The 24915-nt window shown below is 37.4% G+C and carries 25 protein-coding genes; 7 read left to right on the plus strand and 18 right to left on the minus strand.

Going from position 1 to position 24915, the window contains the following annotated elements; genetic code table 11:
* Positions 1-1098: a M24 family metallopeptidase gene (locus tag P9E47_RS09115; protein ID WP_326163211.1), complete on the plus strand. Its 1098-nt coding sequence runs from the start codon at positions 1-3 to the stop codon at positions 1096-1098.
* Between the two features lie 53 nt (positions 1099-1151).
* Here the strand turns inward: P9E47_RS09115 and ald are convergent, their stop codons facing one another.
* Positions 1152-2270: an alanine dehydrogenase gene (ald, locus tag P9E47_RS09120; RefSeq protein WP_326153807.1), complete on the minus strand. Its 1119-nt coding sequence runs from the start codon at positions 2268-2270 to the stop codon at positions 1152-1154.
* 130 nt (positions 2271-2400) lie between these two features.
* Here ald and P9E47_RS09125 point away from each other — a divergent pair, with 130 nt between their 5' ends.
* Together P9E47_RS09125 and P9E47_RS09130 are read left to right on the plus strand one after the other, a co-directional pair.
* Positions 2401-2850: a universal stress protein gene (locus P9E47_RS09125; RefSeq protein WP_035194285.1), complete on the plus strand. Its 450-nt coding sequence runs from the start codon at positions 2401-2403 to the stop codon at positions 2848-2850.
* 39 nt (positions 2851-2889) lie between these two features.
* Positions 2890-3336: a universal stress protein gene (locus tag P9E47_RS09130; RefSeq protein WP_326153806.1), complete on the plus strand. Its 447-nt coding sequence runs from the start codon at positions 2890-2892 to the stop codon at positions 3334-3336.
* 179 nt (positions 3337-3515) lie between these two features.
* On the opposite strand, the gene argH is transcribed toward P9E47_RS09130, so the two are convergent.
* On the minus strand, positions 3516-4892 hold the full coding sequence (gene argH, locus P9E47_RS09135) for an argininosuccinate lyase (protein ID WP_326153804.1): 1377 nt from the start codon (positions 4890-4892) through the stop codon (positions 3516-3518).
* Positions 4889-6097 (minus strand): argininosuccinate synthase, encoded by a 1209-nt coding sequence (locus P9E47_RS09140; RefSeq protein ID WP_035194291.1) that lies wholly within the window; start codon positions 6095-6097, stop codon positions 4889-4891. Before P9E47_RS09140 ends, argH begins: the two co-directional genes overlap by 4 nt.
* 289 nt (positions 6098-6386) lie before the next feature.
* Between P9E47_RS09140 and P9E47_RS09145 the strand changes: the two genes are divergently transcribed.
* Positions 6387-6686, plus strand: coding sequence for a hypothetical protein (locus P9E47_RS09145; protein WP_326153834.1), 300 nt, complete (start codon positions 6387-6389; stop codon positions 6684-6686).
* A gap of 176 nt (positions 6687-6862) precedes the next feature.
* On the opposite strand, the gene P9E47_RS09150 is transcribed toward P9E47_RS09145, so the two are convergent.
* The 9 genes from P9E47_RS09150 to sppA all read right to left on the minus strand — a co-directional run bounded on the left by P9E47_RS09150 (position 6863) and on the right by sppA (position 14212).
* Positions 6863-7375 carry a MogA/MoaB family molybdenum cofactor biosynthesis protein gene (locus P9E47_RS09150; RefSeq protein WP_326153803.1) on the minus strand — a complete coding sequence of 171 codons (513 nt, stop codon included), beginning with the start codon at positions 7373-7375 and terminating at the stop codon, positions 6863-6865.
* A gap of 13 nt (positions 7376-7388) precedes the next feature.
* Positions 7389-8237: an EcsC family protein gene (locus P9E47_RS09155; RefSeq protein WP_326163213.1), complete on the minus strand. Its 849-nt coding sequence runs from the start codon at positions 8235-8237 to the stop codon at positions 7389-7391.
* Positions 8238-8375: 138 nt separating this feature from the next.
* Complete coding sequence (locus P9E47_RS09160) at positions 8376-9563, minus strand: acetate kinase (RefSeq protein ID WP_326153801.1); 1188 nt, start codon at positions 9561-9563, stop codon at positions 8376-8378.
* A gap of 182 nt (positions 9564-9745) precedes the next feature.
* Positions 9746-10735, minus strand: coding sequence for a class I SAM-dependent methyltransferase (locus P9E47_RS09165; RefSeq protein ID WP_326153800.1), 990 nt, complete (start codon positions 10733-10735; stop codon positions 9746-9748).
* Between the two features lie 94 nt (positions 10736-10829).
* The gene (gene tpx, locus P9E47_RS09170; RefSeq protein ID WP_326163214.1) at positions 10830-11330 is read right to left on the minus strand and encodes a thiol peroxidase; all 501 of its coding nucleotides are present in this window, start codon (positions 11328-11330) and stop codon (positions 10830-10832) included.
* A gap of 119 nt (positions 11331-11449) precedes the next feature.
* Positions 11450-11926 (minus strand): GerW family sporulation protein, encoded by a 477-nt coding sequence (gene ytfJ, locus P9E47_RS09175; protein WP_035194305.1) that lies wholly within the window; start codon positions 11924-11926, stop codon positions 11450-11452.
* Positions 11862-12581, minus strand: a complete 720-nt coding sequence (locus P9E47_RS09180) for a DUF2953 domain-containing protein (RefSeq protein ID WP_035194306.1) — start codon at positions 12579-12581, stop codon at positions 11862-11864. The genes ytfJ and P9E47_RS09180 overlap by 65 nt, the downstream gene beginning before the upstream one ends.
* Before the next feature lie 90 nt (positions 12582-12671).
* Complete coding sequence (locus P9E47_RS09185) at positions 12672-13184, minus strand: RDD family protein (RefSeq protein WP_326163216.1); 513 nt, start codon at positions 13182-13184, stop codon at positions 12672-12674.
* A 17-nt stretch (positions 13185-13201) separates the two neighbouring features.
* The gene (sppA, locus tag P9E47_RS09190) at positions 13202-14212 is read right to left on the minus strand and encodes a signal peptide peptidase SppA (protein WP_326153799.1); all 1011 of its coding nucleotides are present in this window, start codon (positions 14210-14212) and stop codon (positions 13202-13204) included.
* Between the two features lie 179 nt (positions 14213-14391).
* Here sppA and P9E47_RS09195 point away from each other — a divergent pair, with 179 nt between their 5' ends.
* Positions 14392-15192: an NAD kinase gene (locus P9E47_RS09195; protein WP_035194309.1), complete on the plus strand. Its 801-nt coding sequence runs from the start codon at positions 14392-14394 to the stop codon at positions 15190-15192.
* Positions 15193-15233: 41 nt separating this feature from the next.
* Here P9E47_RS09195 and mbcS read toward each other — a convergent pair whose 3' ends face one another.
* The 4 genes from mbcS to P9E47_RS09215 form a co-directional block, all read right to left on the minus strand.
* Entirely contained in the window at positions 15234-16814 is a 1581-nt protein-coding gene (gene mbcS, locus P9E47_RS09200; RefSeq protein WP_326163217.1) for an acyl-CoA synthetase MbcS, read from the minus strand.
* Positions 16815-17017: 203 nt separating this feature from the next.
* Complete coding sequence (locus tag P9E47_RS09205; RefSeq protein WP_035194313.1) at positions 17018-17230, minus strand: alpha/beta-type small acid-soluble spore protein; 213 nt, start codon at positions 17228-17230, stop codon at positions 17018-17020.
* A gap of 88 nt (positions 17231-17318) precedes the next feature.
* Complete coding sequence (thiI, locus tag P9E47_RS09210) at positions 17319-18542, minus strand: tRNA uracil 4-sulfurtransferase ThiI (protein WP_326163218.1); 1224 nt, start codon at positions 18540-18542, stop codon at positions 17319-17321.
* A 4-nt stretch (positions 18543-18546) separates the two neighbouring features.
* Complete coding sequence (locus tag P9E47_RS09215; RefSeq protein ID WP_326163219.1) at positions 18547-19692, minus strand: cysteine desulfurase family protein; 1146 nt, start codon at positions 19690-19692, stop codon at positions 18547-18549.
* Positions 19693-19890: 198 nt separating this feature from the next.
* Here P9E47_RS09215 and brnQ point away from each other — a divergent pair, with 198 nt between their 5' ends.
* A complete protein-coding gene (brnQ, locus tag P9E47_RS09220; protein WP_326163220.1) occupies positions 19891-21225 on the plus strand; it encodes a branched-chain amino acid transport system II carrier protein in 1335 nt (444 codons plus the stop codon).
* Between the two features lie 220 nt (positions 21226-21445).
* Here the strand turns inward: brnQ and ezrA are convergent, their stop codons facing one another.
* A complete protein-coding gene (ezrA, locus tag P9E47_RS09225; RefSeq protein WP_326153791.1) occupies positions 21446-23134 on the minus strand; it encodes a septation ring formation regulator EzrA in 1689 nt (562 codons plus the stop codon).
* A 169-nt stretch (positions 23135-23303) separates the two neighbouring features.
* Here ezrA and hisJ point away from each other — a divergent pair, with 169 nt between their 5' ends.
* Entirely contained in the window at positions 23304-24128 is an 825-nt protein-coding gene (gene hisJ, locus P9E47_RS09230) for a histidinol-phosphatase HisJ (RefSeq protein ID WP_326153790.1), read from the plus strand.
* A gap of 3 nt (positions 24129-24131) precedes the next feature.
* Here hisJ and refZ read toward each other — a convergent pair whose 3' ends face one another.
* On the minus strand, positions 24132-24821 hold the full coding sequence (gene refZ / locus P9E47_RS09235; protein ID WP_326163293.1) for a forespore capture DNA-binding protein RefZ: 690 nt from the start codon (positions 24819-24821) through the stop codon (positions 24132-24134).
* Positions 24822-24915 lie beyond the last annotated feature (94 nt).

Consider the following 24915-nt stretch of genomic DNA (forward strand, 5'->3'; position numbering starts at 1 on the left):
ATGGAAAAGCGTATTAACGAACTTACAAAATGGATGAAACAAGAGAATATCCAGTTTGCTTTTATAACGTCAACAGCAAACATTTATTATTTAAGTAAATTTTACACGCACCCACACGAACGGGTTGCCGGTGTTGGCGTATTCCAAAATGAAGAACCATTTATTATCTGTCCAAAAATGGAAATGGCTTCTGCTAAAAATGCTGGCTGGAATTTAGAAATTGTTGGTTACGATGACACGGAAAACCCCTGGGAGTTTATTCAAAGGGCAATTCAAAAAAGAAATGTTTCAGTTTCGGCTATTGCGATCGAAAAAGATCATCTTTCTTTTGAGCGTGGTGAAAAGCTTCAAGGTCTTTTTCCGAATGTTGCTTTTAAGGCTGCTGAGGAAATATTGAATGAACTTCGTTTAATAAAAGATGAATCGGAACTCGCCATTTTACGAGAAGCAGCTAAGCTTGCTGATTTTGGAGTTGAGGTCGGAGTTAGTGCCATTAAAGAAGGGGGTACTGAGTTAGAAGTCGTAGCTAAGATTGAATATGAGCTAAAGAAAAAAGGCGTAAGGGAAATGTCATTTTCGACGATGGTGTTAACGGGGGCGAAGACAGCAGCTCCGCACGGTGTACCTGGTCTTGATAAAATTCAAAAAGGGGATCTCGTGTTGTTTGACCTTGGCGTTATCCTTGACGGGTATTGCTCTGACATTACAAGAACGGTTGCTTATCATTCCATTAATGAGAAACAGCAGGAAATATACGATACTGTATTAAAAGCGCAGTTAGCAGCCATTGAAGCAAGTAAACCTGGTATGGAAATTGGCAAAATTGATAGAACAGCTCGTGACATTATTACAGCTGCAGGGTATGGTGAGTATTTCACACATAGAATCGGCCATGGTTTAGGAATTGATGTTCATGAATTCCCTTCTTTGAATTCAACGAATACAAATCAGTTGAGGACCGGCATGACCTACACGATCGAACCTGGCATCTATGTCCCCGATATTGCCGGAGTTCGAATCGAGGATGATATTTATATTACGGATAGCGGCTGTGAGGTTTTGACGAAATATCCGAAAGAGCTGCAGATTGTGAGATAGGCACAAACTAAAGGTCCAGCGGAAACATTGCCGTTTGGACCTTTTTTTGCAAGTTATTGTTTTAAAAGATTTACAGCATCATGATACTCAAGCCCATGGGCATCTGCAACCGCCTTATAGGTTACAAAACCATTTAGAGTATTAACTCCTCTTAACAATGGTTCATTCTCTAAGCAAGCCTGCTGATAGCCTTTATTTGCAATCTGAAGGGCATAGGGAACCGTAACATTTGTCAGGGCAATCGTTGATGTTCGTGGAACGGCTCCAGGCATATTGGCAACCGCATAATGAACAATGCCGTGCTTTTCAAACGTTGGGTTGGAATGCGTTGTGATTCGGTCAATTGTCTCCACAATTCCACCTTGGTCAACAGCAACATCAACAATCACTGAGCCTTTTGACATCGATTTGACCATGTCCTCTGCTATTAATTGCGGGGCCCTGGCTCCATGTATTAATACTGCTCCAATAACTAGATCAGACTCCTTAACAGCTTCAGCAATATTATACGGATTTGACATTAATGTTTTAATCTGTGTACCAAAGATATCATCCAATTGTCGTAAACGCTCTGGACTCACGTCAATGATGGTTACATCGGCGCCTAATCCAACTGCTATTTTGGCAGCATTCGTTCCTACAACGCCGCCACCGATAATCGTGACCTTTCCCCGTTTCACACCTGGTACACCTCCTAACAAAATCCCCTTACCACCCTTTGGCTTCTCTAAAAATTGAGCGCCTATTTGGGCCGCCATTCTGCCCGCAACCTCACTCATCGGTGTTAACAGCGGGAGTGTGCGGTTTGGCAGTTCAACTGTTTCATAAGCAATAGCAACAACTTTATTTTTTATCAATTCTTTCGTTAATTCTGGTTCCGGAGCAAGATGTAAATAAGTAAACAGAATTAAACCTTCACGGAGGTAACGGTATTCTTCTTTTATCGGCTCTTTCACCTTCATTACCATTTCCATCGACCAAGCTTCGTCAGCGGAATCGACAATTTGGGCTCCTGCTTCACTATATTGCTCGTCTGGAAAACCTGAACCCATTCCTGCACCGCTTTGAACATAAACCTCATGCCCAGATTTCACCAAATGAACAGCCCCAGACGGTGTCATTGCGACACGATTTTCATTGTTCTTAATTTCTGCCGGTATTCCAATTCGCATACTATTTCCTCCCTTAACTAGCCTCAAATTTTTTCACTATTTCTTCATTTTTTATTAATTTATATAAAAAATTGAATGATATAATTAACTTGTAATAGATGGATAATTTGTCAAAATTGGGGGTATTGCAATGAGTTTAGATTATAAAAATATTTTAGTCGCTGTTGACGGCTCAAAGGAATCTGAAAAAGCATTTAAGAAAGCACTGGCTATCGCAAAACTTAATGATGCCAAACTGATAATCACAAATATTATTGATGTTAGAACCATCGGACCTGTTAAGGCCTATGACGGTACTATTGAGGAACGTGCAGAAAGATACGCAAATGAACTTTTAGCGTCCCATAAAAAAGAAGCCGAGGAGGCAGGTTTATCCAATGTAGAATTAATTATTGAATACGGTTCTCCAAAAGTAAAAATCGCTAAAGAAATTGCCCCAAAACATGATGTTGATTTAATTGTATGTGGGGCAACTGGATTAAATGCAGTGGAACGTTTGTTTATTGGAAGTGTTTCCGAGCATATCACCCGCTATGCAAAGTGTAATGTTCTCGTTGTCCGCTCAAATGAAGAAGAATAATCGAAGATCAATAATTTGTCGAAATTGGAGGAATGTAACATGAGTTTGACTTATAAAAACATTTTAATTGCCATTGATGGTTCAAAAGAAGCTGAAAAAGCTTTCAAGAAAGCACTTGCTATCGCAAAAATAAACGATGCTAAACTGTTAATTACCCATGTAATTGATACGAGATCCTACGCTACTGTGGAGGCGTATGACCGTACCATTGCAGAGCGTGCTGAAGAATTCGCTAATGATTTGTTAGAATCACATAAAAAAGAAGCAATTGAGGCCGGTCTTACTAATGTTGAAACAATTCTTGAATATGGTTCTCCAAAAGTAAAAATTGCTAAGGATATTGCTCCTAAGCATAATGTAGATTTAATCGTTTGTGGGGCAACCGGATTAAATGCAGTGGAACGATTCTTCATGGGAAGTGTATCCGAACACATTACCCGCTATGCAAAATGTAATGTCCTCGTCGTCCGCTCAGATGTTGAATAGAAAAGTGGAAGCGCCTTGCTCATCGCCGTACAAACTGGAGGGGCTTCGACTGAGATATAGGAAACTTGAATTGCGTTAGCAATTCTTAGTTGACTTATCGTAGGGAGGAGACCTGAAGTTTGCCAGGCGATAGGCGCTGGAACTAGCCAGTGGAGCTCATACTAAAAAAGCGTTGGGTATTAGTTGCCCAACGCTTCTTTTGCTTTATTTAACGCTATGTTTACTTGTTCAAAGCCAGTTCCGCCTAGACTATTACGTCTAGCGACAACCGTTTTGGGCTGCAGTACCTCATAAATATCTTCCTCAAATAGTTCGGAAGCTTGCTTATACTCGTCAATGGTTAGACCAAGCAAATAAATACCTTTTTGAATGCATGTTAATACTAATTTACCAACAACCTCATGGGCTTCACGGAAAGGCATACCTTTAGTTGCTAAATAGTCGGCTAACTCTGTTGCATTAGAAAAATCCGCTTTTACGGTCTTTTCCAACACTTCCGTTTTCACTTTCAAAGTGTCGATCATTCCAGCAAAAATTTGCAGAGAACCTTTCACAGTTTTCACTACATCAAACATGCCTTCTTTATCCTCTTGGAAATCCTTATTATAGGCTAAAGGAGTACCTTTCATGACAGTTAATAATCCAAATAATGCACCATAAACTCGTCCAGTTTTTCCGCGAATTAACTCCGCCATATCCGGATTTTTCTTTTGCGGCATGATACTGGAGCCTGTCGCAAATGTATCATCAATTTCCACAAAATTAAATTCAGAGCTTGACCATAAAATTAACTCTTCACAGAAACGGGATAAATGCATCATTAAGATCGATGAATTGCTTAAAAACTCAAGAATATAATCTCTGTCACTAACGGCATCTAAACTATTATTATAGACGCTGTCAAAGCCAAGTAGTTCAGCTGTGTATTCACGATCTATCGGGAAAGTAGTACCCGCTAATGCTCCCGCACCAAGTGGAGAAATATTAATTCGTTTATAGGATTCTTGCATTCTTTGGTAATCTCGTTCAAGCATCCAGAAATAAGCTAACAAGTGATGTGCAAACGAAACAGGTTGTGCCCTTTGTAAATGGGTATAGCCAGGAATAATTGTTTCCACATGTTGTTCAGCCTGTTTTACTAATGCTGCTTGCAACGACTTAATTGCATCTAATATTTCGATGACTTGATTTCGCAAATGAAGATGAACATCTGTTGCAACCTGGTCATTGCGGCTGCGGCCAGTATGTAACTTTCCACCAACAGGACCAATTAAATCAATCAGCTGTTTTTCAATATTCAAATGAATATCTTCATATTGAACAGAAAATTCCAGCTCATTCTTCTTTGCTTTTTCAAGCAAAGTTTGTAAACCTGCTTTGATTTGTTCTGTTTCCTCATTCGTTAAGATGCCACATTTACCTAGCATGGTCACATGAGCTAGGCTGCCTTCGATATCTTCTTCAACTAATTGTTTATCAAAGTGGATCGATGCACCAAAGTCATCGACCCACTCCTCAGCTGTTTTCTGGAAACGGCCACCCCAAAGCTTTTTCACGCGTTCACCTTCTTCTTGCCATTCACCATGCTGTTCACTTGCGTTGGAAGACCCCAAAGCTTTGTAAAACCAGCAGCAGCAGTATGGTCAAATGTATCCTCTGCTGTGTAAGTAGCAAGCTTTTCATTATATAAAGAGTAGTCTGATTTACGTCCGTCAACGATCGCATTACCTTTGAACAGTTTAACACGTACTACGCCAGTAACTGTTTTTTGCGTTTCAGTTAAGAATGCTTTTAATGAATCAGTTAATGGTGAGAACCATAAGCCATTGTAGATCACTTCTTCAAGCTTCATTTCAATAATTGGTTTGAAATGAGCTACTTCGCGAGTAAGGGTTAAATCTTCAAGCTCTTTATGTGCTTTAATCAATGTAATTGCAGCAGGAGCTTCGTAAACTTCACGTGACTTAATGCCTACTAAACGGTTTTCAACATGGTCAATACGTCCAACACCGTGCTTACCAGCAATTTTATTTAAAGTAAGAATCAGTTCATCTAATGGATAATGTTTGCCATTAAGAGTAACTGGTTTCCCTTGAATAAATTCAATTTCAACATATTCAGGTGCATCAGGTGTATTTTCAATTGAATTCGTTAATTCATATGCATCTTCAGGTGGTGCTGTCCATGGATCTTCTAGCACTCCACACTCATTAGCGCGTCCCCATAAATTTTGGTCAATTGAATAAGGACTGTCTAAATTGATTGGAATTGGAATACCATGTTTTTTTGCATATTCGATTTCTTCTTCACGTGACCAGCTCCACTCACGTACTGGTGCAATCACCTCTAAGTCTGGGTTTAATGCAGCAAATGACACTTCAAAACGAACTTGGTCATTTCCTTTACCTGTACAACCATGGGCGATTGCATCGGCACCTTCTTGTTCTGCGATTTCAACAAGCTTTTTCGCGATTAAAGGACGTGATAATGCTGATACTAGTGGATATTTATTCTCATACATTGTATTGGCATGAAGCGCTGGCAATACAAAGCTTTCAGCAAATTCATTTTTCGCATCAATGACAACTGATTTAATAGCACCAACCTTTAGTGCTTTTTCTTTGATGAAATCTAAATCTTTTCCTTCACCTACATCAAGGCATACTGCAATAACATCAAAACCTTGTTCTGATATCCATTTAATTGCAACAGAAGTATCAAGTCCTCCAGAATAAGCAAGTACACATTTCTTATTAGCCAATTAAAACTCCTCCTCTAAATCCTTTGTATAAAGATTCTTTTTAATACATAAATATTCATACTAAACAAAAATGAAAAGGGATGTTTGTCCCCTTGAAATTATAAAATCAATATTTGATTTCTTTTAATAAATTATACTCTAACAAGTTTTTAATCAATTTTCAATAGGTAAAAATAAAATTATTTTTAAAAATTGAAATCACAGAATTGGATATGAGTTTTTAATTCCTGTACAATGGAAAAAGGTATAAAGGGGGAGTGTAAAAGTGAACACAAAAGAATTTTTTCAAATGGATGATCGATTAGGTATTCAATTACCGTTTTTAGATAAAGACTGGCATGAATACGGATTAACCGAACAGGAAGGGATTGTCGCAGAATGGGAAATTATTAGAGGACACATCCCCGATCGGATTAAGGAACTAGAAGTATCCATTAATTCAAGACAAGCCCAATTGGATGTTGAAGAAAACTTCGAGAGATCATGCGAATTGAATTCTGAAATCTCAGAATTAGCTTCGATTATTAACGACCTATGGATTTGGTATCGAACAAATCAAAATGTAATCGAAGAAAAAATGCATCATTAAAAGAACAAAAACGGTAGCGCCCGCATAGCGACGTACAAACTGGAGCACTTCGCAATGAGATAAAGGATATCCGGCGACGTGTACGAGTCGATGTTGACTTATCGTAGTGAAGGAGTGTGAAGTTTGCTAGTCGCTGGGCGCTGAAGCTAGACGGATACTATTTTTGAAATTATATTTTATACATCTTTGCGTACTTCGCGAATCACATGGGCCAGTTCAGGAAGAATTAGCTTATTCATTGCGAGTTTGACAGCACCCGATGAACCCGGTGTTGAAAAAATAGCTGTATTCATAGCAACTCCTGCAATAGCTCTTGATAATATTGCCGCAGACCCGATATCCTCTGTATAACTTAACATTCTAAATAATTCTCCAAAGCCAATAATCTCTTTTTCAATGATTTCTTGTACGGTTTCGATTGTAACGTCCCTTTTGGCAATACCGGTTCCGCCATTTAAAAGGATTGCATCTACCTCTGTATCCTCACAGCCTCTTAAAATCGCCTCTTTTATCGGCAGCTGTTCATCCTTTACAATTTCATATCTTACGATTTTATGACCTTTTTCCACAAGTAAATCTTTCATGAGCTTTCCGCTTTTATCACTTTCTTCCGTACGTGTATCGCTTACGGTAATAACCATGCATCTTATTGACTTTGGGGCTTCATTTTTATGTTCTTCAACACTCACAAGAGTCACCTCATTAAATTTCCACGTTATTTTTTTCGTTTAGGTAGCGCATTTGATAAAAATGATTGGCAAATTCGGTCACTTGACGAGAAAGCTTATAATTCATTCCGGCTCCAAAAGCCATACTTACTAACGGCAAGCCTTGAATAACCTTTTTTCTGAACAAAATAATAACCATTGATTTTAAAATTTGAATAAGAGGCTGCTCCAACCACGTCTCATTTGTCAGCTCCTCATCTTTTTCATATAAATAATAAAATTGATCATCAAATTGCTGAACTTCATTAATTAGCTTAGACCAACCTGCTGCTCTCATTCGTTTTGGCAATGTCGCCGCATGAAAAACCCGCAAGGAGGTCATCATTTCATATGGAATATTGACATCATAGCCGTATACATTCGCGAGTGTTTGCACAGCACGTAAATTCAGCATAATCACAGCCGGCACGTCAACACCTAAAAGGGCTCCGCCCGTTCCTGCCAACCCGCCTTGGGCAAATGAATAAATACGGTATTTAGCAATTTGTTGATCAGCTAAATAAACGAGCTGATCGATTGTTAGCTTCTTCAAATCCGTTACCTGGTCAATGTCCTCATCCAGTACTCGTGCGGTTTTAATCAGCCTCTCCTTAGCAATCATTTGCGAATCAGAACCTTGAATAAACGCATGTAGGTGAAATAACATATTATCCAAATTTTTGAAAAATTGTTCTTTTATCTCCGGATCCAGTTTTTCAAAACCAAACTCAATCCATTTATCTAAAGCACGTTCAATATCAGTAGGTATGTATTCAAATAAACCTTGTTCCCAGTCAACAATTTGTTTATAGACTCGCCGTTCACTATCAGACCATTCCATCATGATTGCCTCCAATCTTAACTACCTTTTATCTACATTTTAACGGTTTTAGGATAAAAGTTTCAATGAGAACCCCAGTAAAAGTTGCCAAAAGGACTGCCGAATTCTTATTCGGACAGTCCTTTTAAGTAATTATACTGATTATAACGTCAATCGCTGTGTATCCCTTGCAATCATAACCTCTTCATTCGTTGGAATAACGATAACTTTAACAGGTGATTGCGGTTGGTTAATGAATACTTCCTTACCACGGACCTTGTTTAATTCTTGATCCCAATAAACACCCATGAACTCTAATCCTTGAAGAACGCGGGCACGGACCACATCACTATTTTCACCGATACCGGCAGTGAAAATAATGGCATCTACTCCACCCATTCTTGCAGCATAGGAACCGATATATTTATGAATTCTTGAGGCAAAAACATTCAGAGCAAGCTCAGCCCGCTCATTCCCTTTTTCTGCTTCGATCTCAATATCACGCAAATCGCTGGAGAAGCCGGAAATGGCAAGCATTCCGCTTTGTTTATTTAGAACCTCAAGAACCTCGTCTGCATCTTTTCCTGTTTTTTCCATAATGTATGGAATTAACGCCGGATCAATGTTGCCGGATCTGGTTCCCATTGTTACACCTGCTAGTGGTGTGAATCCCATGGAGGTATCAATTGATTTTCCGCCTTCGATTGCGGCTATACTAGCACCATTACCTAAATGACAAGAGAGTAAACGCAATGTATGAAGAGGACGATTCATTAACTCAGCTGCACGATGGGATACGTATTTATGGGATGTGCCATGAAATCCGTATTTGCGGATCCCGAACTTTGTATAATATTCATATGGCAAGCTGTATAAAAATGATTTTTCCGGCATTGTTTGATGAAAAGCCGTATCGAAAACAGCTACAGCTGGAACATTAGGCAAAATTTCTTTAAAGGCTTTAATACCGACTAAATTTGCTGGATTATGCAAAGGTGCCAGCTCCGATAATTTATCGATCGTTTCAATAACTTCTTCAGTGATTAAAACAGAATCGCTGAATTTTTCCCCACCATGGACAACACGATGACCGATACCGTCAATTTCGTCCAAAGATGATAAAATACCAAGATTAATCAGCTTATCTAAAAGCTGTTTAACAGCAACAGCATGATTAGGGATATCGGAAACCTCTTTATGCTTTTCACCATCTACTGTAATCGTGAAAATAGAGTCCTTTAAGCCGATTCTTTCTACTAATCCTTTAGTTAAAACCTCTTCACTTGGCATTTCAAATAGTTGAAATTTAAAAGATGAACTTCCTGCATTAATTGCCAAAATTTTTGACATTGTATATAACAACTCCTTTAATCAAATGCGCCTTCGCATATGAATAGTCTTAGTATGTAACTTTTTGCACTTTATCATTTAAGCAAATTAAATACTTATCATCAATGTAAAAAATCATATGGCAACGCTTACCCGCAGAAGTTCACCTTTTCAGACTCTTGTAACTATTAAAAAAAGCTTTATTAGAGATTCTCTTTAAACCAATTATCAATATTCTTTATAATCCCACGCATTGCCTCTTTTTTCGAGAAGCTTGGCAGTTCTGCAAGCAAGGCCTGCTTCGGCTCACGAACATCTTCCCCCTTTTTTTGAAGGATAAAAATGCTTTTGGCATGTTTATTGTTTTTGAACATTGATAATGGCAGCTGCAATAGACCGATAATCACCGCATTTTTCTTGATAAATGCATTCAAATTTGCGGCCTCTTCCCCCTCGAACATAAAGTTAGGGATCATCGCCACAAAGAAGCCCCCGTCTTTTAGATGTTTTAAGCTTTTTTCAATGTATAAATAGTGGGCTAAAGAATGCCCTCCGCTTTTCGTAGCTAGCTCATATTCATTTGCAACAACATCATTAGGGTAAAAACCGACTGGAACATCCGCTACAACAATATCAACAGCTTCAACAAAAATAGGCTGCAAAGCATCCTGTCTAAATAATTCTATTTCATGCCTTTGCAGATTTGCCCCAGCAAAAGCCAGCTTCATAAGGATCTCATCGACCTCAACCCCATAGGCTTTCACTGCTTTATTTGTGTTATTTAAAATTGCTGTCACCAAGTTCCCAGTACCATAAGCAGGATCGAGCAAACTAAATTGTTCCTTTTTACTCATCAGTTTTTCAACTAAGTAGCTTATAAAAATGCTAACTGCATCAGGAGTCATTTCATGATTTGGCTGAATCGCTTCCTTCATCCCTTTTAAGATTGCCAATTGAAAGGCTTTACGTATCGTCTCATTTGATGTTTGGGATAAATCGACACCCTCATATTCCTTCTGTAACCTTCTTTCGGTAAAGGAATCCAAATCCTGTAGAATTTCTCCCTCAAATATGTTCGCGCCCGTTTCCGCTAGTGCTTCTAAATACGATATATGCAATTCATTCATAATAATCGTTGTTGAATTATCAAATAGTTGAAATAACTTTTCCATATCTAAAATCGTGGCAGTCATTTTCATTCTCCTCTCAAAATAATTTCCATAAGGAGTATTTTATCATTAGAAAAGGGCTGTCTCAAATTGAAACAGCCCTGTTACGATTATTTGATTATTTAGCATCTTTTGCCGCAGCAATCGCTGCTTCATAATTTGGATGATCCGTTGCCTCTGGAACATACTCTATATATGTAACCGTGTCACTGCTATCAACAACGAAAACTGCACGTGTCAAAAGACGTAATTCTTGAATAGCAACCCCATATGCTTCACCAAATGAAAGATCACGGTGATCGGACAATGTTTGTACATTTTCGATTCCAGCCGCACCACACCAGCGTTTTTGTGCAAATGGTAAGTCAACACTAACTGTTAAAATTTTAACATTTGGTAAACTTGCTGCTTCTTCGTTAAAACGTCTTGTTTGGGCATCACATACACCTGTGTCTAGTGATGGAACGACACTAATTAAGCGTACATTTCCTTTTGTATTGTCCAATGTTACCTCTGATAAGTCGTTAGCTAATACTGTAAAGTTTGGTGCCTTTTCTCCAACCTTTACTTCATTTCCAAGAAGTGTTATTTGATTGCCTTTAAATGTTACATTAGCCATTTAGCTTCCTCCCCAAATCTAATAAATTTGAATTAAATATTTTTAACCCTTATATATATTCCACTATTTTATAGTTTAAAACCTTAAAAAATAAAAAAGTTAGCCTAATGCTAACTTTTTTAAATAGGTGGCTCCTCAAATTGTTTATTATTTTGCTGCTGGTTCTGATGTTGATTTCCATTTGACTGGCCATTTTTATTATTACTCATCATACTTTGGATTTTTTCAACTGCTTGCGGTGCAAGATCTAACAGTCGTTCAAATAGATGTGTACTCTCATCTAAGTGAATCATTTTAACACCTAATGCATTGACAACTAAAAAGGCGATTGGCGTAATCGAGACTCCACCACCGCTACCTCCGCCAAAAGGAAATTGGCTAGAACTACCGTCTTCACTGCTGCCTCCGCCCGCTTGCCCTTGGGCTTGAAACTCGCTTCCACCGGCTGCAAATCCAAAACCTACTTTTGAAACGGTTAGAATAACACTGCCATCCGGGGTTTCTACTGGGTCCCCAATGATTGTGTTGACATCAATCATTTGCTTCAAACTTTCCATAGCTGTTGTCATTAAGCCCTGAATTGGATGTTCTGACATGTTGTTTTCCTCCTTTAGTACTCTTCCAATATTTCACGACTCGTAATCCTCCGAGAATAGCATGCCCGATCCGAAATGAAAAAATACATATCACCTTCGTCCTTACTACATTCTCGAGAAAGTGAGGTGTGATAGCTAATACCGGCTTTGTTTTAAGCCTCATATAATGAGCTAGTATTCCCACAATGCTTCCTTTTAATGACCATAGAACACCAGTAGCCATACCAGTTTGGGCTGCATCCCCAAGCCCAAACGAGCTGTTCCATTCCAATTTATGAATTGTAATACTATTAATAAACCTTTTCATAATTCCACGAAGATTTACAACATGTTCTAAAAATTCCTTTGCCTGCCTTACCTTTTCCATCACATCATGTGGTGTAATTCTCGTCTTTTGTTCAGAAGTCGTTGTTTTTTCAGCACTGCTACCTGCCTCTGTCTCGCTCTTCACGACTAAGGATAGGTTTTCCTCGTCTACTTTTACAAAAGGTACGTTATATGTGTAAGAGATTAAACCAAAAAGGACCATCATTTTGATTTTGATATGGTTATTTTCTTCATTATGTAAAATGTCTACCTTGATTCTTAGTTTCATAAATATGAGAAGTAAAATTAATACGAGTAAACAAATAAGGATTATTAAGACCCATTTCATCCCTTCCACATCCTTTCACACTCATTATCACCCCTCGAAAATACAAATAAACCTGCTGATAATAATGAAATCAGCAGGTTTGGAAAACACCTAAATTGGCACACCTTTACGTTCCTGAATGACGAGTGTATCGCCAAAATAGTCATGCCAGCCTTTTTTCTTACTTGAAAAGCCGATCGTAATAAACCCTAAAAAGAAAGCTGTTTTACTAATAAATTTCCCAATTAACTCTCTAAAGATCACTGTATCCCATGAGAGTTTTTCTTTGTTTTCATCAATGACTTTTAAGCCAAAAACCATTTTGCCTAGTGTTTGACCTAATAATTTTGTCATAATAATAAAATAGGCATACATTACAACTGCCGTTGAAATCGCCACGGTTGATAACATACTCGTTTCGATGATCGAGATATCGAGCCATCTTAAGACTGGGTATACAAATATACGGTGTAAACTCCCCACAACAATCAGGTCTATAACATAGGCCCAAAAACGAATCCAAAATCCTGCATATAGAACAAAGATCGTAGCAGGAGGTTTTGTATTCACTGAAGTTTGTTCTTCAGCAGTTGGGCCTGACGTTTCTTCAAATTCGTGATCCATGTTAACACTCCTTCCATTTAACGAGCATAGAGATACATCAGTCTTGGAGAATTTGGCTGACTCATAAGCTTTGTTAAATTAAGCAACTCAAAATCATCAGAAAAAAGGCGCTGACTAGCCACTTGGAAGAAGGAATTAAATCCAAAAGGGGATTCATATTGAATCACATTTACATCACCTACTCCTTCCAGCTCCTTCATCGCATTGATCGTATCATCAAGAAACCCAAATTCATCGATCAGACCAAGAGCCTTCGCTTGTCTGCCGTCATAGATTCTGCCGTCTGCGATTTGTCTTACTTGATCCTCAGTCATATTCCGTCCTTTCGCGATTACATTCACAAAGCCTTGATAAGAGTTATTGACCATTTCTTGGAGGATTTTTCTTTCCGCCTCTGTTATTTCTCTAGTAGGACTCATGATATCCTTGTATGGACCACTTTTAATTGTTTCAAATTTTACGCCGTATTTTTCAGCCAAACCAGCATAATTAATGCCCTGCATGATCACACCTAACGATCCGGTCATTGTTTCAGGACTTGCGAAAATTTTATCAGCAGGTGTGGAAATATAATATCCGCCTGAAGCTGCCATGCTTCCCATCGAAATATAAACTGGCTTTTTGTAATTTTCTTTTATGTCTACAATTTTATCATGAATTTCTGCACTTTCTAAAACACCGCCCCCTGGTGAATTGACACGAATAATGATGCCTTTTACATCGTCATCCTCACCGGCATGTTCAAGCATTCTTAAAAAGCTTTTATGATTATATCCAGGTGAGGAGAAAATGGATTCCACATCACCAAGATCTTGAATCACGCCATTTACCTCCAACACGACGATACTGCCGTAATCCAAACCTTCCTCAATAACTTTTTCCGTATATTCTTGATTAAGTTCGTCAAAAAAGCTTACTTTCCATTTATCTGTTTTCTCAAATGCTAATGATGATAAAAAATTAACACCTAGTGAAAAGAAAAATAAAACTGCTGCAATTCCTAATGCTAACCAGCGTTTTCCAGTCATTCATAAACCTCCTATGATATTTTTTCCAGCCTACATGTTTTACGTTTTGACATGTAAAAAGTTTCCTACTAATCTTATTTAGTGTACCAAAAAAGTTTGAAATTAGAACATAGGATTAGTATAGTATTTATTAGTATTTAAGTATAATGAATAAGCTTACTATTTAGGGAGGTCCATATATGCCACATCGAACGAATCTGTTTTTTTCTTATAAACATAGTGAAAAAATGCAACAGCAGGTTGAGAAATTAGCAAATCATGCAGAAAAACATGGTTTTACTGTTGTAAGTGATAGTAAGAAAGCAAATATCATTGCAAGTATTGGTGGAGATGGAACGTTTTTGCAGGCAGTTAGAAAGACCGGCTTTCGTGAGGATTGTTTGTACATAGGAATTAATGAAACAGATACACCTGTCTTATATGCTGATTTTTATATCAATGAACCTGATAAAATTGTAGATGCGATGACAAATGAGAAAATGGAGGTACGTCGATACCCAACGATTAAGGCAACAATTGATGGTCATACTTCTTTTTATTGTTTAAATGAATGCACGGTTCGTTCTTCTATTATAAAAACATTTGTTATGGATGTATCTATAGATGACTTGCTCTTTGAAAGATTTCGTGGCGATGGAATGATTATTTCTACACCTACAGGAAGCACAGGTTACTCCAAATCATTAAATGGGGCTATCATTGACCCGTTACTTCCTTGTATCCAAGTAAGCGAGGCAGCTTCTTTGAATAATAATTCTTACCGAACTTTAGGTTCGTCTTTTATTCTTAGCGGCGATAGAAAGCTTACGCTTGACATTGTTCATGAAGGAAATGATTATCCTGTTATCGGGATGGATAATGAGGCATTAAGTATTCAACATATAGATAAAATTGAGATTACATTAGGCGATAAAAAAATAAAAACGGTAAAACTGAAGGACAATTCCTTCTGGCATAAAGTTCATCGCAAGTTCTTGTAACTCTATTAAAAATGGGCAGAAGTAAGCTTCTGCCCATTTTGTTATGCATTCTGTTGTAATTCTTTTTGGCGAAGTTCGATACGACGGATTTTTCCTGAAGTTGTCTTAGGCAACTCCTCAATAAATTCTATCTTTCGTGGATATTTATATGGTGCCGTTAAATTCTTTACATGCTCCTGCAATTCTTTCACAAGTTCATCTTGAGGGATATGATCGACACCTTCCCTTAATACGACAAACGCCTTAACGATTGTTCCACGGACCTCATCTGGGCTTCCGACTACTGCACATTCTTTAACTGCTGGATGCTTTACTAGCGCATCTTCTACCTCAAATGGTCCGATCGTATAGCCGGAACTGATAATAATATCGTCACTTCGTCCCTCAAACCAGAAATAGCCATCTTCATCCTTCCTGGCCCTGTCACCTGTGACATACCACTCCCCACGGAATTGCATTGCTGTCCGTTCAGAGTCTTTATAATAATTTTTAAACAAGGCTGGTGTCTCGCGGTGAACAGCGATATCACCTACTTCTCCAACTCCGCATGGTTCTCCATCTTCATTAATAATATCAACCCGGTTTCCAGGAGTAGGTTTCCCCATTGAACCTGGTCTTACTTCCATCCCTTCTAATATACCGACCAACAAGGTATTTTCAGTTTGTCCATACCCATCGCGAACAGTTACATTAAAATACTGTTTAAAAGTATCGATCACTTCTCTGTTTAAAGGTTCTCCGGCAGAGACTGCACTACGTAGCGCAGGAAGCTTATAGTCACCGATATTTCGAACTTTTGCGATTACACGATATTCAGTTGGCGTACAGCAAAGGACATTGACTTCATTGTCTTGAAGCAATTGTAAATATTTATTTGCATCAAATTTGCCATGGTAAACAAAACCTGTTGCACCTGAGCCCAAAACTGATACAAATGGACTCCAAATCCACTTCTGCCAGCCTGGTGCTGCTGTAGCCCATACAGTATCTCCTTCTTGAATACCTAACCAACCGCTGGCAGCTGTTCTTAAATGAGCGAACCCCCACCCATGGGTATGAACAACACCTTTCGGATTTCCAGTTGTACCTGATGTATAAGATAAAAATGCCATATCATCGGCTTTTGTATCAGCCATTTTAAGAATATCGCTCGCTTCAGCTTCAAGTGCATGTAAATCCTGCCAACCTTCGACAGACTTTCCGATTACGAATTTTTCGAATTCGATATCATGAATTCGATTAAACTCATTTACAAGAGAGTCTACACTGATTACAGCCTTCATTTCACCATGAGTTAAACGGTAACGAATATCCTTTTCTCGCAACATTTCAGAACCAGGGCTGACTGTAATCCCGACTTTTAAACAACCTAAATAGATTGCATAGGCGTCTATTAATCGCGGTACCATTATGATTGCTTTATCCCCTTTTTTCAAGCCGGCACCTAGTAAAGCGTTTCCAATTTTGTTAACCCTTGTTACTAAGTTTTCGTATGTAATTTCTGCCTTATTTCCTTGCTCGTCTTCCCATTTAATTGCTACCTTTTCTGGATCTTTTGCGAAACGCTCAACCTCTTCAACAAGGTTGTACATTTCTGGAGCTAGTAAATCCTCTCTTTTCATCCATATCCCCCCCATTATCATAATCAAATCCACCGGAGGCTTTAATTTTATTCAGCCATGTGCTGAATAAAATTATTACCTTTATTTATCATTGTACTAAAATATTTTAATTTTTAGAATATTATTTTGCGTTTTTTATAAAAAATTATGAAAGGGCAAGTCCGAAGACTTGCCCTTAAGCCATTACTATATTTAATTATCGTTTATTGACCATGGAACCCGGCCATTTGTTGTTGAGCCATTGAAACTAGGCGCTTTGTAATTTCTCCTCCAACAGATCCGTTAGCACGAGAAGTTGTGTCAGCACCAAGGTTCACACCAAACTCCTGTGCGATTTCAACCTTCATTTGATCAAGAGCTTGTTGTACGCCAGGAACTAATAATTGGTTACTGTTATTGCTTCTTGAACTTGGCATTTGCTTTTCACCTCCTTGGTTGGTGTGTTAATAGAGTGTGAAAAAGCAAATGCTCTCATACATTTATTTTATTGGTAATTAATTGAAACTAAAATAGATCTTCAAACTGTTTTTCAATTTCATGTTTTCTAGTATTCCGTTCAATATCAATCGTTTCTACATTCGTAACCGCAGCTTCGATTAGTTCATCGATATTTCCTAATTTTGTTTCATAATAATTGATTCGATCTTTCTTAGGTTTTGTCTTTGGATCAGACGGCAAAAATATCGTACAACAATCTTCATAAGGTCGTATGGATATATCATAAGTATCGATTGCATGAGCAATATCAATAATTTCAAGCTTATCCATTGCGATTAACGGTCTAATGATTGGATAATTAGTAACTTCATTAATTGTATTCATACTTTCAATTGTTTGACTGGCAACCTGTCCTAAGCTTTCACCGGTTGCGATCGCTAAAGCATTATTCTTTACAGCTATTTGTTCAGCAATACGAAGCATCATTCTCCGCATCGCAGTCATCGTATAACTAGACGGAATGGCTTTATGAATTTCCTGTTGAATTTCTGTGAATGGGACAATATGGACTCGGATTCGGCCTCCATATTTCGTGAGTTTACCAGCAAGGTCTAATACCTTTTGCTTTGCGCGCTCATTTGTGAAGGGCGGGCTATGAAAATGAACTGCTTCAATTTTTACGCCTCGTTTCATTGTCATGTAGCCAGCAACAGGGCTGTCTATACCTCCAGATAGCATAAGCATCACTTTGCCATTGGAGCCAACTGGGAATCCTCCGGCCCCTTTTACTGTTTTACAAGTAATAAAAGTCATCGATGTTCTAACTTCCACCCGTACGTTTACATCAGGGTTATGAACATCGACCGTTAGTCCCTCTGTATTTTTTAAAATATATCCGCCAATTAAATGGTTTAATTCCTGTGAACGAATGGGGAAGCTTTTATCTGGACGCTTCGCTGTCACTTTAAATGTTTTCGCATGCGGGTTCGCTTCTTGGAGAGCTGAAAGTGCCCCTTTTTGAATTTCTTCAAGTTCACTTGTTACCTTCATGGCTAAACTAAAGCTTTGGATGCCAAATACATCCTTTAGGATTTCACTTATTTTTTCATGGTCATCCCCATTAAGATCAATAAACATCCGATCTTTCGTTCGATTCACGATCGCCTTCGTGCATCCATTTAATTTTAATAAAACCTTTATATTATTTTTTAAGATTTGTGAGAATTTTGAACGATTTTTCCCTTTTAGTGACATTTCACCATAACGAATTAATATATGATCGTATTCCATTTTCTTACCTCATTGCTTCCTGTAATTTTGGAACTATATTTGTTAAAACATTTAAAAATGTCTTAACTTCCTCAACTGTGTTATCAAGTGAAAAACTTACACGGATGGCAGTTTTAGCCCGCTCTTCGCCAAGGCCTGCTGCTGTTAACACCCTGCTTGCCTGCGCGAGCTTAGAGGAGCAGGCAGATTGGGTTGAAACATAGATATCGTATTTACTCAAGCTATGAATTAACACTTCCGGTTTAACGTTTTGTACTGAAAAATTAATTATATGTGGTGCTGAATCTTGATCCGGTGTGTTAACAATAATGCCGTCCATTTGTCTTACCCCTGAAAGAAGTGCTTTCTTTAATTGTAATAGATGGTCAGCGCCGCCTTGATTTATTTTTTCAAGAGTAATCCGGAGTGCCTTTGTCATTGAAACGATTCCTGCCACATTTTCCGTACCCGAGCGGATCCCCATTTCCTGACCGCCACCGCTCATGAGAGAGGCAATTTTCAAACCGTCACGAATATATAAAATTCCCGTTCCTCTTAATGCATGAAACTTATGTCCTGAAATTGTACATAAATCAATTCCGGAATCTTTTAATTGGAGCGGGACTTTTCCAATTCCTTGAACATGGTCGACATGAAATAATATTTTCGGATAATTTTTTAAAATTTTACCTACTTCTTCAACCGGTTGAATCGTTCCCAACTCGTTATTTACATGAATGATGGAAACTAAAATTGTATCGTCTCGCAATGTATTTTTAAGTTGTTCTATATTAATTCTGCCCTTTTGATCCACTTCTAAATATGACACAAAAAATCCTAAAGCTTCTAATTGTTTATAAGCTTCAAGTACAGATGGATGTTCAATTGATGTCGTTATAATATGTTTCCCACGGTTTTGGTATTGGAATGCAACACCTTTAATGGCCAAATTATTTCCTTCTGTTCCACTCGAGGTAAACACAATCTCTGTTGGTTTAACCTCTAATAAAGATGCAGTTAAAACTCTGGATTGGGTCATCAGCTTTTCCACTTCACTTCCCAAGAAATGGATCGAAGAAGGATTTGCAAAATATTGCTCTGCTACCTTCATATAGGCCTCTATAACTTCGGGATAGGGCTTTGTAGTTGCACTATTGTCAAAGTAAATCATTAAATCACCTTGGTCTCGGATAAAATTTGCATTTACATATATTATCACAGATGTAGGCAAATTAAAATTAGAAAAAGAGATTTTTCAATTATAATAAATATTTTTATGTGGTAATTTGTCGAAATTTGCGGTATGATGAATAACGTTGTGAAAATTTTTACTAAATAGATTTTTCTCACTGAACCAGGAGGTTTTAACTTGAACTTCAAAAATACATTATCGATCGGCTTAATGCTTTTTGCTTTATTTTTTGGTGCCGGCAATATGATTTTCCCACCATTACTTGGCCAGGCAGCAGGAACTAACCTTTGGCCGGCTATTATTGGATTTTTAATTACGGGCGTTGGGTTGCCGCTATTAGGTGTAACTGCAGCCGCTTTAAACGGTGGAGATTTTGAAAAAATCAGCGCACGTGTCCATCCAATGTTCGGAATTATTTTTACACTCGTTTTATATTTATCGATTGGACCTGTTTTCGCAATTCCAAGAACAGGTACGGTTGCATTCGAAATTAGTGTTATTCCATTTTTAAATAAGGAATTAGCAAGCAATAATGCAAGCTTATTTTTATATACAATTGTTTTCTTCGGTGTCACCTATTGGTTATCAAGAAATCCATCTAAACTTGTAGACCGAATTGGCAAAGTATTAACCCCTGCGTTATTGATAACAATTGCAGTGCTCGTAGCTAAAGCAATTTTTAGCCCGATGGGGTCCATTCCAGAACCAAGTGAGGCTTATTCAGCGTCTCCATTTTTTAAAGGTTTTATTGAAGGTTATCTTACATTAGATGCATTAGCAGCATTAGTTTTTGCCATAGTTGTTTTTACTGCTATTAAAAATTTTGGAATAACGAACCCTAAAACAATTGCAATAACCACTATCAAATCAGGTATTATTGCTGTAATTGCTCTAATGCTTGTTTATTTATCGTTAGCCTATTTAGGGGCAACCAGTGCTTCCGTTGTTGGTGAAGTAGAAAATGGTGGTCAAATTCTCGCCATTTCTGCAAACCATTATTATGGAATATTCGGCACAATCATGTTGGGTCTAGCGATCACACTTGCTTGTTTGACAACATCCATTGGTTTAGTAACGTCTTGTGCAGAGTACTTTAATAAACTTTGGCCGAAAATCTCATATCAAAAATTCGTCTTGATCACATCAGTCTTTAGTATGCTTGTGGCAAACGTCGGCTTAACTCAATTAATTAATATTTCGTTACCTGTTTTAATGATGATTTATCCTATTGCTATTACACTTATCATATTGTCGTTCCTAGATCGTTATTTTGGCAGTGCTAGATCTGTCTATATCGGTGGTGTTTTGGGAACAGGGATTGTAAGCATCTTGGACGGATTTGTATTTGCAGGATTTGCTGGTGAAAATGTAAAACAAATTTTAAGCTCTACTTTACCGTTATATAGTAATGGTGTTGGTTGGGTTGTCCCTGCATTAATCGGAGTTGTAATCGGATATGTCTTTTCATTGCGTCAAAAACAAAATGATGAATTAGCTAGAAAAGCTTCGTAAACAGAAAAGCGGAAGCGCCCGTCGAGCGGCGTATGGACTGGAGCACATCGACTGAGATATAGGACATCCGGCGATAAGCGTAAGCGATCCTTTACTGTTGACTTATCGTAGGGAGATGTGTGAAGTCCACTAGACGCTGGGCGCCGGAGCTAGACAATGTAAAGTGACAGAAAAGGCTGCCCCACCGTTTGGGACAGCCTTTCATTTTAACCAACTTTAGTTAGCGGTTATTGATTAACTCCTCAATCTTTTTTAAAGCGCCTGGTTCAATAGCTTCGATAGCCGATGCCGCCTGTTCCAATGCCAAATCATAATCATACATGCGGAATACTTGCTCTGCTTCAGATAATTTAGCCGAAAGAACCGCATACTTACTTCGATAACGATTTCCATATTGGATTATATGTTCTACCAATACCGCTTTTTCGACAATCTCTTCTGTTTGTTCAAACACTTTACTAACAGCATTTTGTGCTTCTTCCAAAATATTATTTACAGCATACATATCAAGAGGTGTTTCCTCTAGTTTATACGATACTGCCTTTAAGTTTGATTCTGCTGTGTCAAACGTTTTTAAAATATTATTTGGAAGTCCCGGTAAATGATTTTTTCTGATTAAACTCCTAGCTTCTACTAATGTCTTTTTCATTTGAGTGATTCGTTCTTTTGCCTCACGCTCATCTTTTCTGAGAGTATGCATCATTTCAGTAAAATTATTATACAGTTCAGTAATCATTTGAATATTTGTTTTTATTTCTTCTAAGTCTTCACGTAGTTTTGTCGCCGGTTCATCATTGGCATCAAGTCTATTCAACAGTTCATCGTACTTGTTTGTAGTCTGTGCTACTTTTTTCTCAATTTTCCGTTGGTCTTCAAGGTCTTTATCTTTTAGATGATAAATCTGTTGAACACTTTCAGTTTCATTTTTGGCTGCAACTGCTTTTTTTTGCAATTCAATAATATGTGGCTCAAGGGGAGGCGTTTCTTTTATAATCACGTGTTTGGCGATTACTTCTTTTTCCAAACAGTCATAGATTTGCTCGATTCGGTCCTGCACATCCGTAATTCCTTCCTTCGCCTCATTGATCTCTGTTTCTTCTATTTTTCTTAAATAGGATTCAATTTCTCCCTCAATTTTATCTAATTCTTTATTAATTTCTAAATGCTCTACAATGTATCCAGATTGGATCATTTCTTCTTGACCTTTTCGAAGTTCATTGATTTGCGCAGGTAATTGATTATGGCAATAAGTTAAAAGTGGTGGTATTTCTTCAATTTTTGTCGCTAAATTATTTAAGTCATTTCGAATCATCAGTACAATTTCACGTGCCTCTAAATAATTCCCCCCATTCGTAGCCGCATCAAATTCACTAAATTTATTAACGACTTCATCAAGCTCCTTTTCAAGCTGGATAATCGCACTTCCGAAAGAGTGTCTTGATGCAAGTAAAATTTTACGATGATTTTTCAATATGCCTTTTAGCTCTTCTACTTCTATTTTATTCTTTTCTTCACTGCCAATAAGCTCTTGCAGATCCTCTAATATAGCAGCTATTTTCTGGTCGACCTCTTCTAATACATTACGGGTACTACGTGTAATATTAGTAGCTTTTTTAAAACGGTAGTGATCAGCTGCTTCCTCTGCTTCAAACAGAAAATCATCTACTTTTGGCAGTTCATTGGTTACAATCTCATCCCAAGTAACGCGCCAAGCTTCAAACTTTTCCTCAGTCTGCCCTGTCATATTCAATTGCTTTACCTTCGCAATTTCATCTGTTACCGGCCTATTCATTATGCTTATTTTCCAGCTTTCCAGCTTATCTACTTCCGAATAAATCTTTTTTCTTTTTATAAATCCATATATGATAATTGCTAATAAAACAATAATAAATATTAACAAGTACTCCATAGCTGCCTTACCCCTTTTTCGATTTCAAAAAAACTTTTGTAATTTATATATAGAAAGGCTTTAAATTTCAAATTTTTATTTTATGCATTTTCATAACTTTTATGATAACATGTAAACAATAATTTTGCCCAAATTTTTTCTAAAAATTGTAGAAACTTGGAGGAAAGTAATGAAAACTGACGGCCATATTCACTCTCCCTATTGTCCTCATGGATCCGACGATTCATTTGATCAATATATAGATGCTGCAATTTCCTTAGGCTATCAAGAAATTTCGTTCACTGAACATGCGCCTTTACCAGCAAACTTTATCGATCCAACACCTGATAAAGATAGTGGAATGAATCCGAACTTTTTAGATCCTTACATCTCAGATTTGCAAAAATTAAAAGTAAAATATAAAGATAAAATAAAAATAAATATTGGTTTAGAAGTCGATTATATCATTCACTTTGAAAGCGAAACTACCAAATTTCTAAATAAATATGGACAATTTCTTGATGATAGTATTTTATCAGTCCATTTTTTGCAGCATGAAGGAAATTATTATTGTCTGGATTTCAGTACTCAGGAATTTGCGAGAATTATTTCTATTTTTGGAGATATTGATAAGGTATATACAAGTTATTTCGAAACTATCAAACAATCAATCCTAAGTGATCTAGGGCCCTATAAACCTAAACGAATTGGGCATATGACGCTCGTACATAAATTCCAAAAGAAATATCCTTGTACAGCAGATTTCTCTACTGATATTAAACAAATCTTAGATCTGATCTCTGATAAAAATATGACATTGGACTATAATGGTGCCGGCATAAATAAGCAATTTTGTTTAGAACCTTATCCGTCAGAGTGGATTGTAAAAGAGGCGGCCAAACGAAAAATCCCTCTCATCTATGGGTCAGACGCCCACATTTCAAGGGATTTAAACCAAGGTTATTCCGAATTAGTTCCAACTATAACACTATCCGCACCGACTTCTCTTAAATAAAGTTCAACTCCCACCTGCCAGGGTTGAAGCATTTAGAGTATTTACACTGTTAAGCCCTGAATAGTTAATGACTGATAAAGTTGGCCTTTCAGCTTGTATAGAAAGGCCTTCCTCTATCCAATGACTAATTTCTTTATAATATTTTGTAACGAAATAAGGTTCAACAGGATTCACATGTAAAACCTCTACCATATACTGCAGATTTAAATAAGGCATTGTTAACATGCCTTTTAATTGCATGATCGTGTTCATGACCGGAAGCTTTCTAAATTCCTTTTTTTGAATACCTCTTTCAAGGATCGTTTGCAAATAATATTTTTCCTTAGTTAAATACGTGGACATAATTTCTCTTACAAGCATAGTATCTAGAGTTATCTCACGATGAACAAGTCGTGCCAACTGATGATTTTCACTTTCAAATCTTAATAAGTTCTTTACTATTTCACATAAAACTTCTTTACAGGACATACTATCCTTTTTCTCAAAGGATTTTTCCAATATGATAATATATTGCTCAAAATAATTAGTTAAGAGCTGCTCTAACAAGCCTTTTTTTCCACTAAAATAATAGGAAATAAGAGCTATATTTACATTCGCTTTTTGAGCAATTTCTTTTACTGAACTGCCATTATAGCCTTTTGAGTTAAATATTGAGATTGCCGCATCAAAAACCTTTTTCTTCGTACTAGACATCTCTTTCATCGTTTTTTCACCCCGGTTCTACTTGAATATTTTCAACGCTCGAACCGGAATTCCTTTAAGATTTTCTCGACAATAACCGTACGCT

This window comes from Schinkia azotoformans (assembly GCF_035811335.1).
Classification (GTDB): Bacteria; Bacillota; Bacilli; order Bacillales; family Bacillaceae_J; genus Schinkia; species Schinkia azotoformans.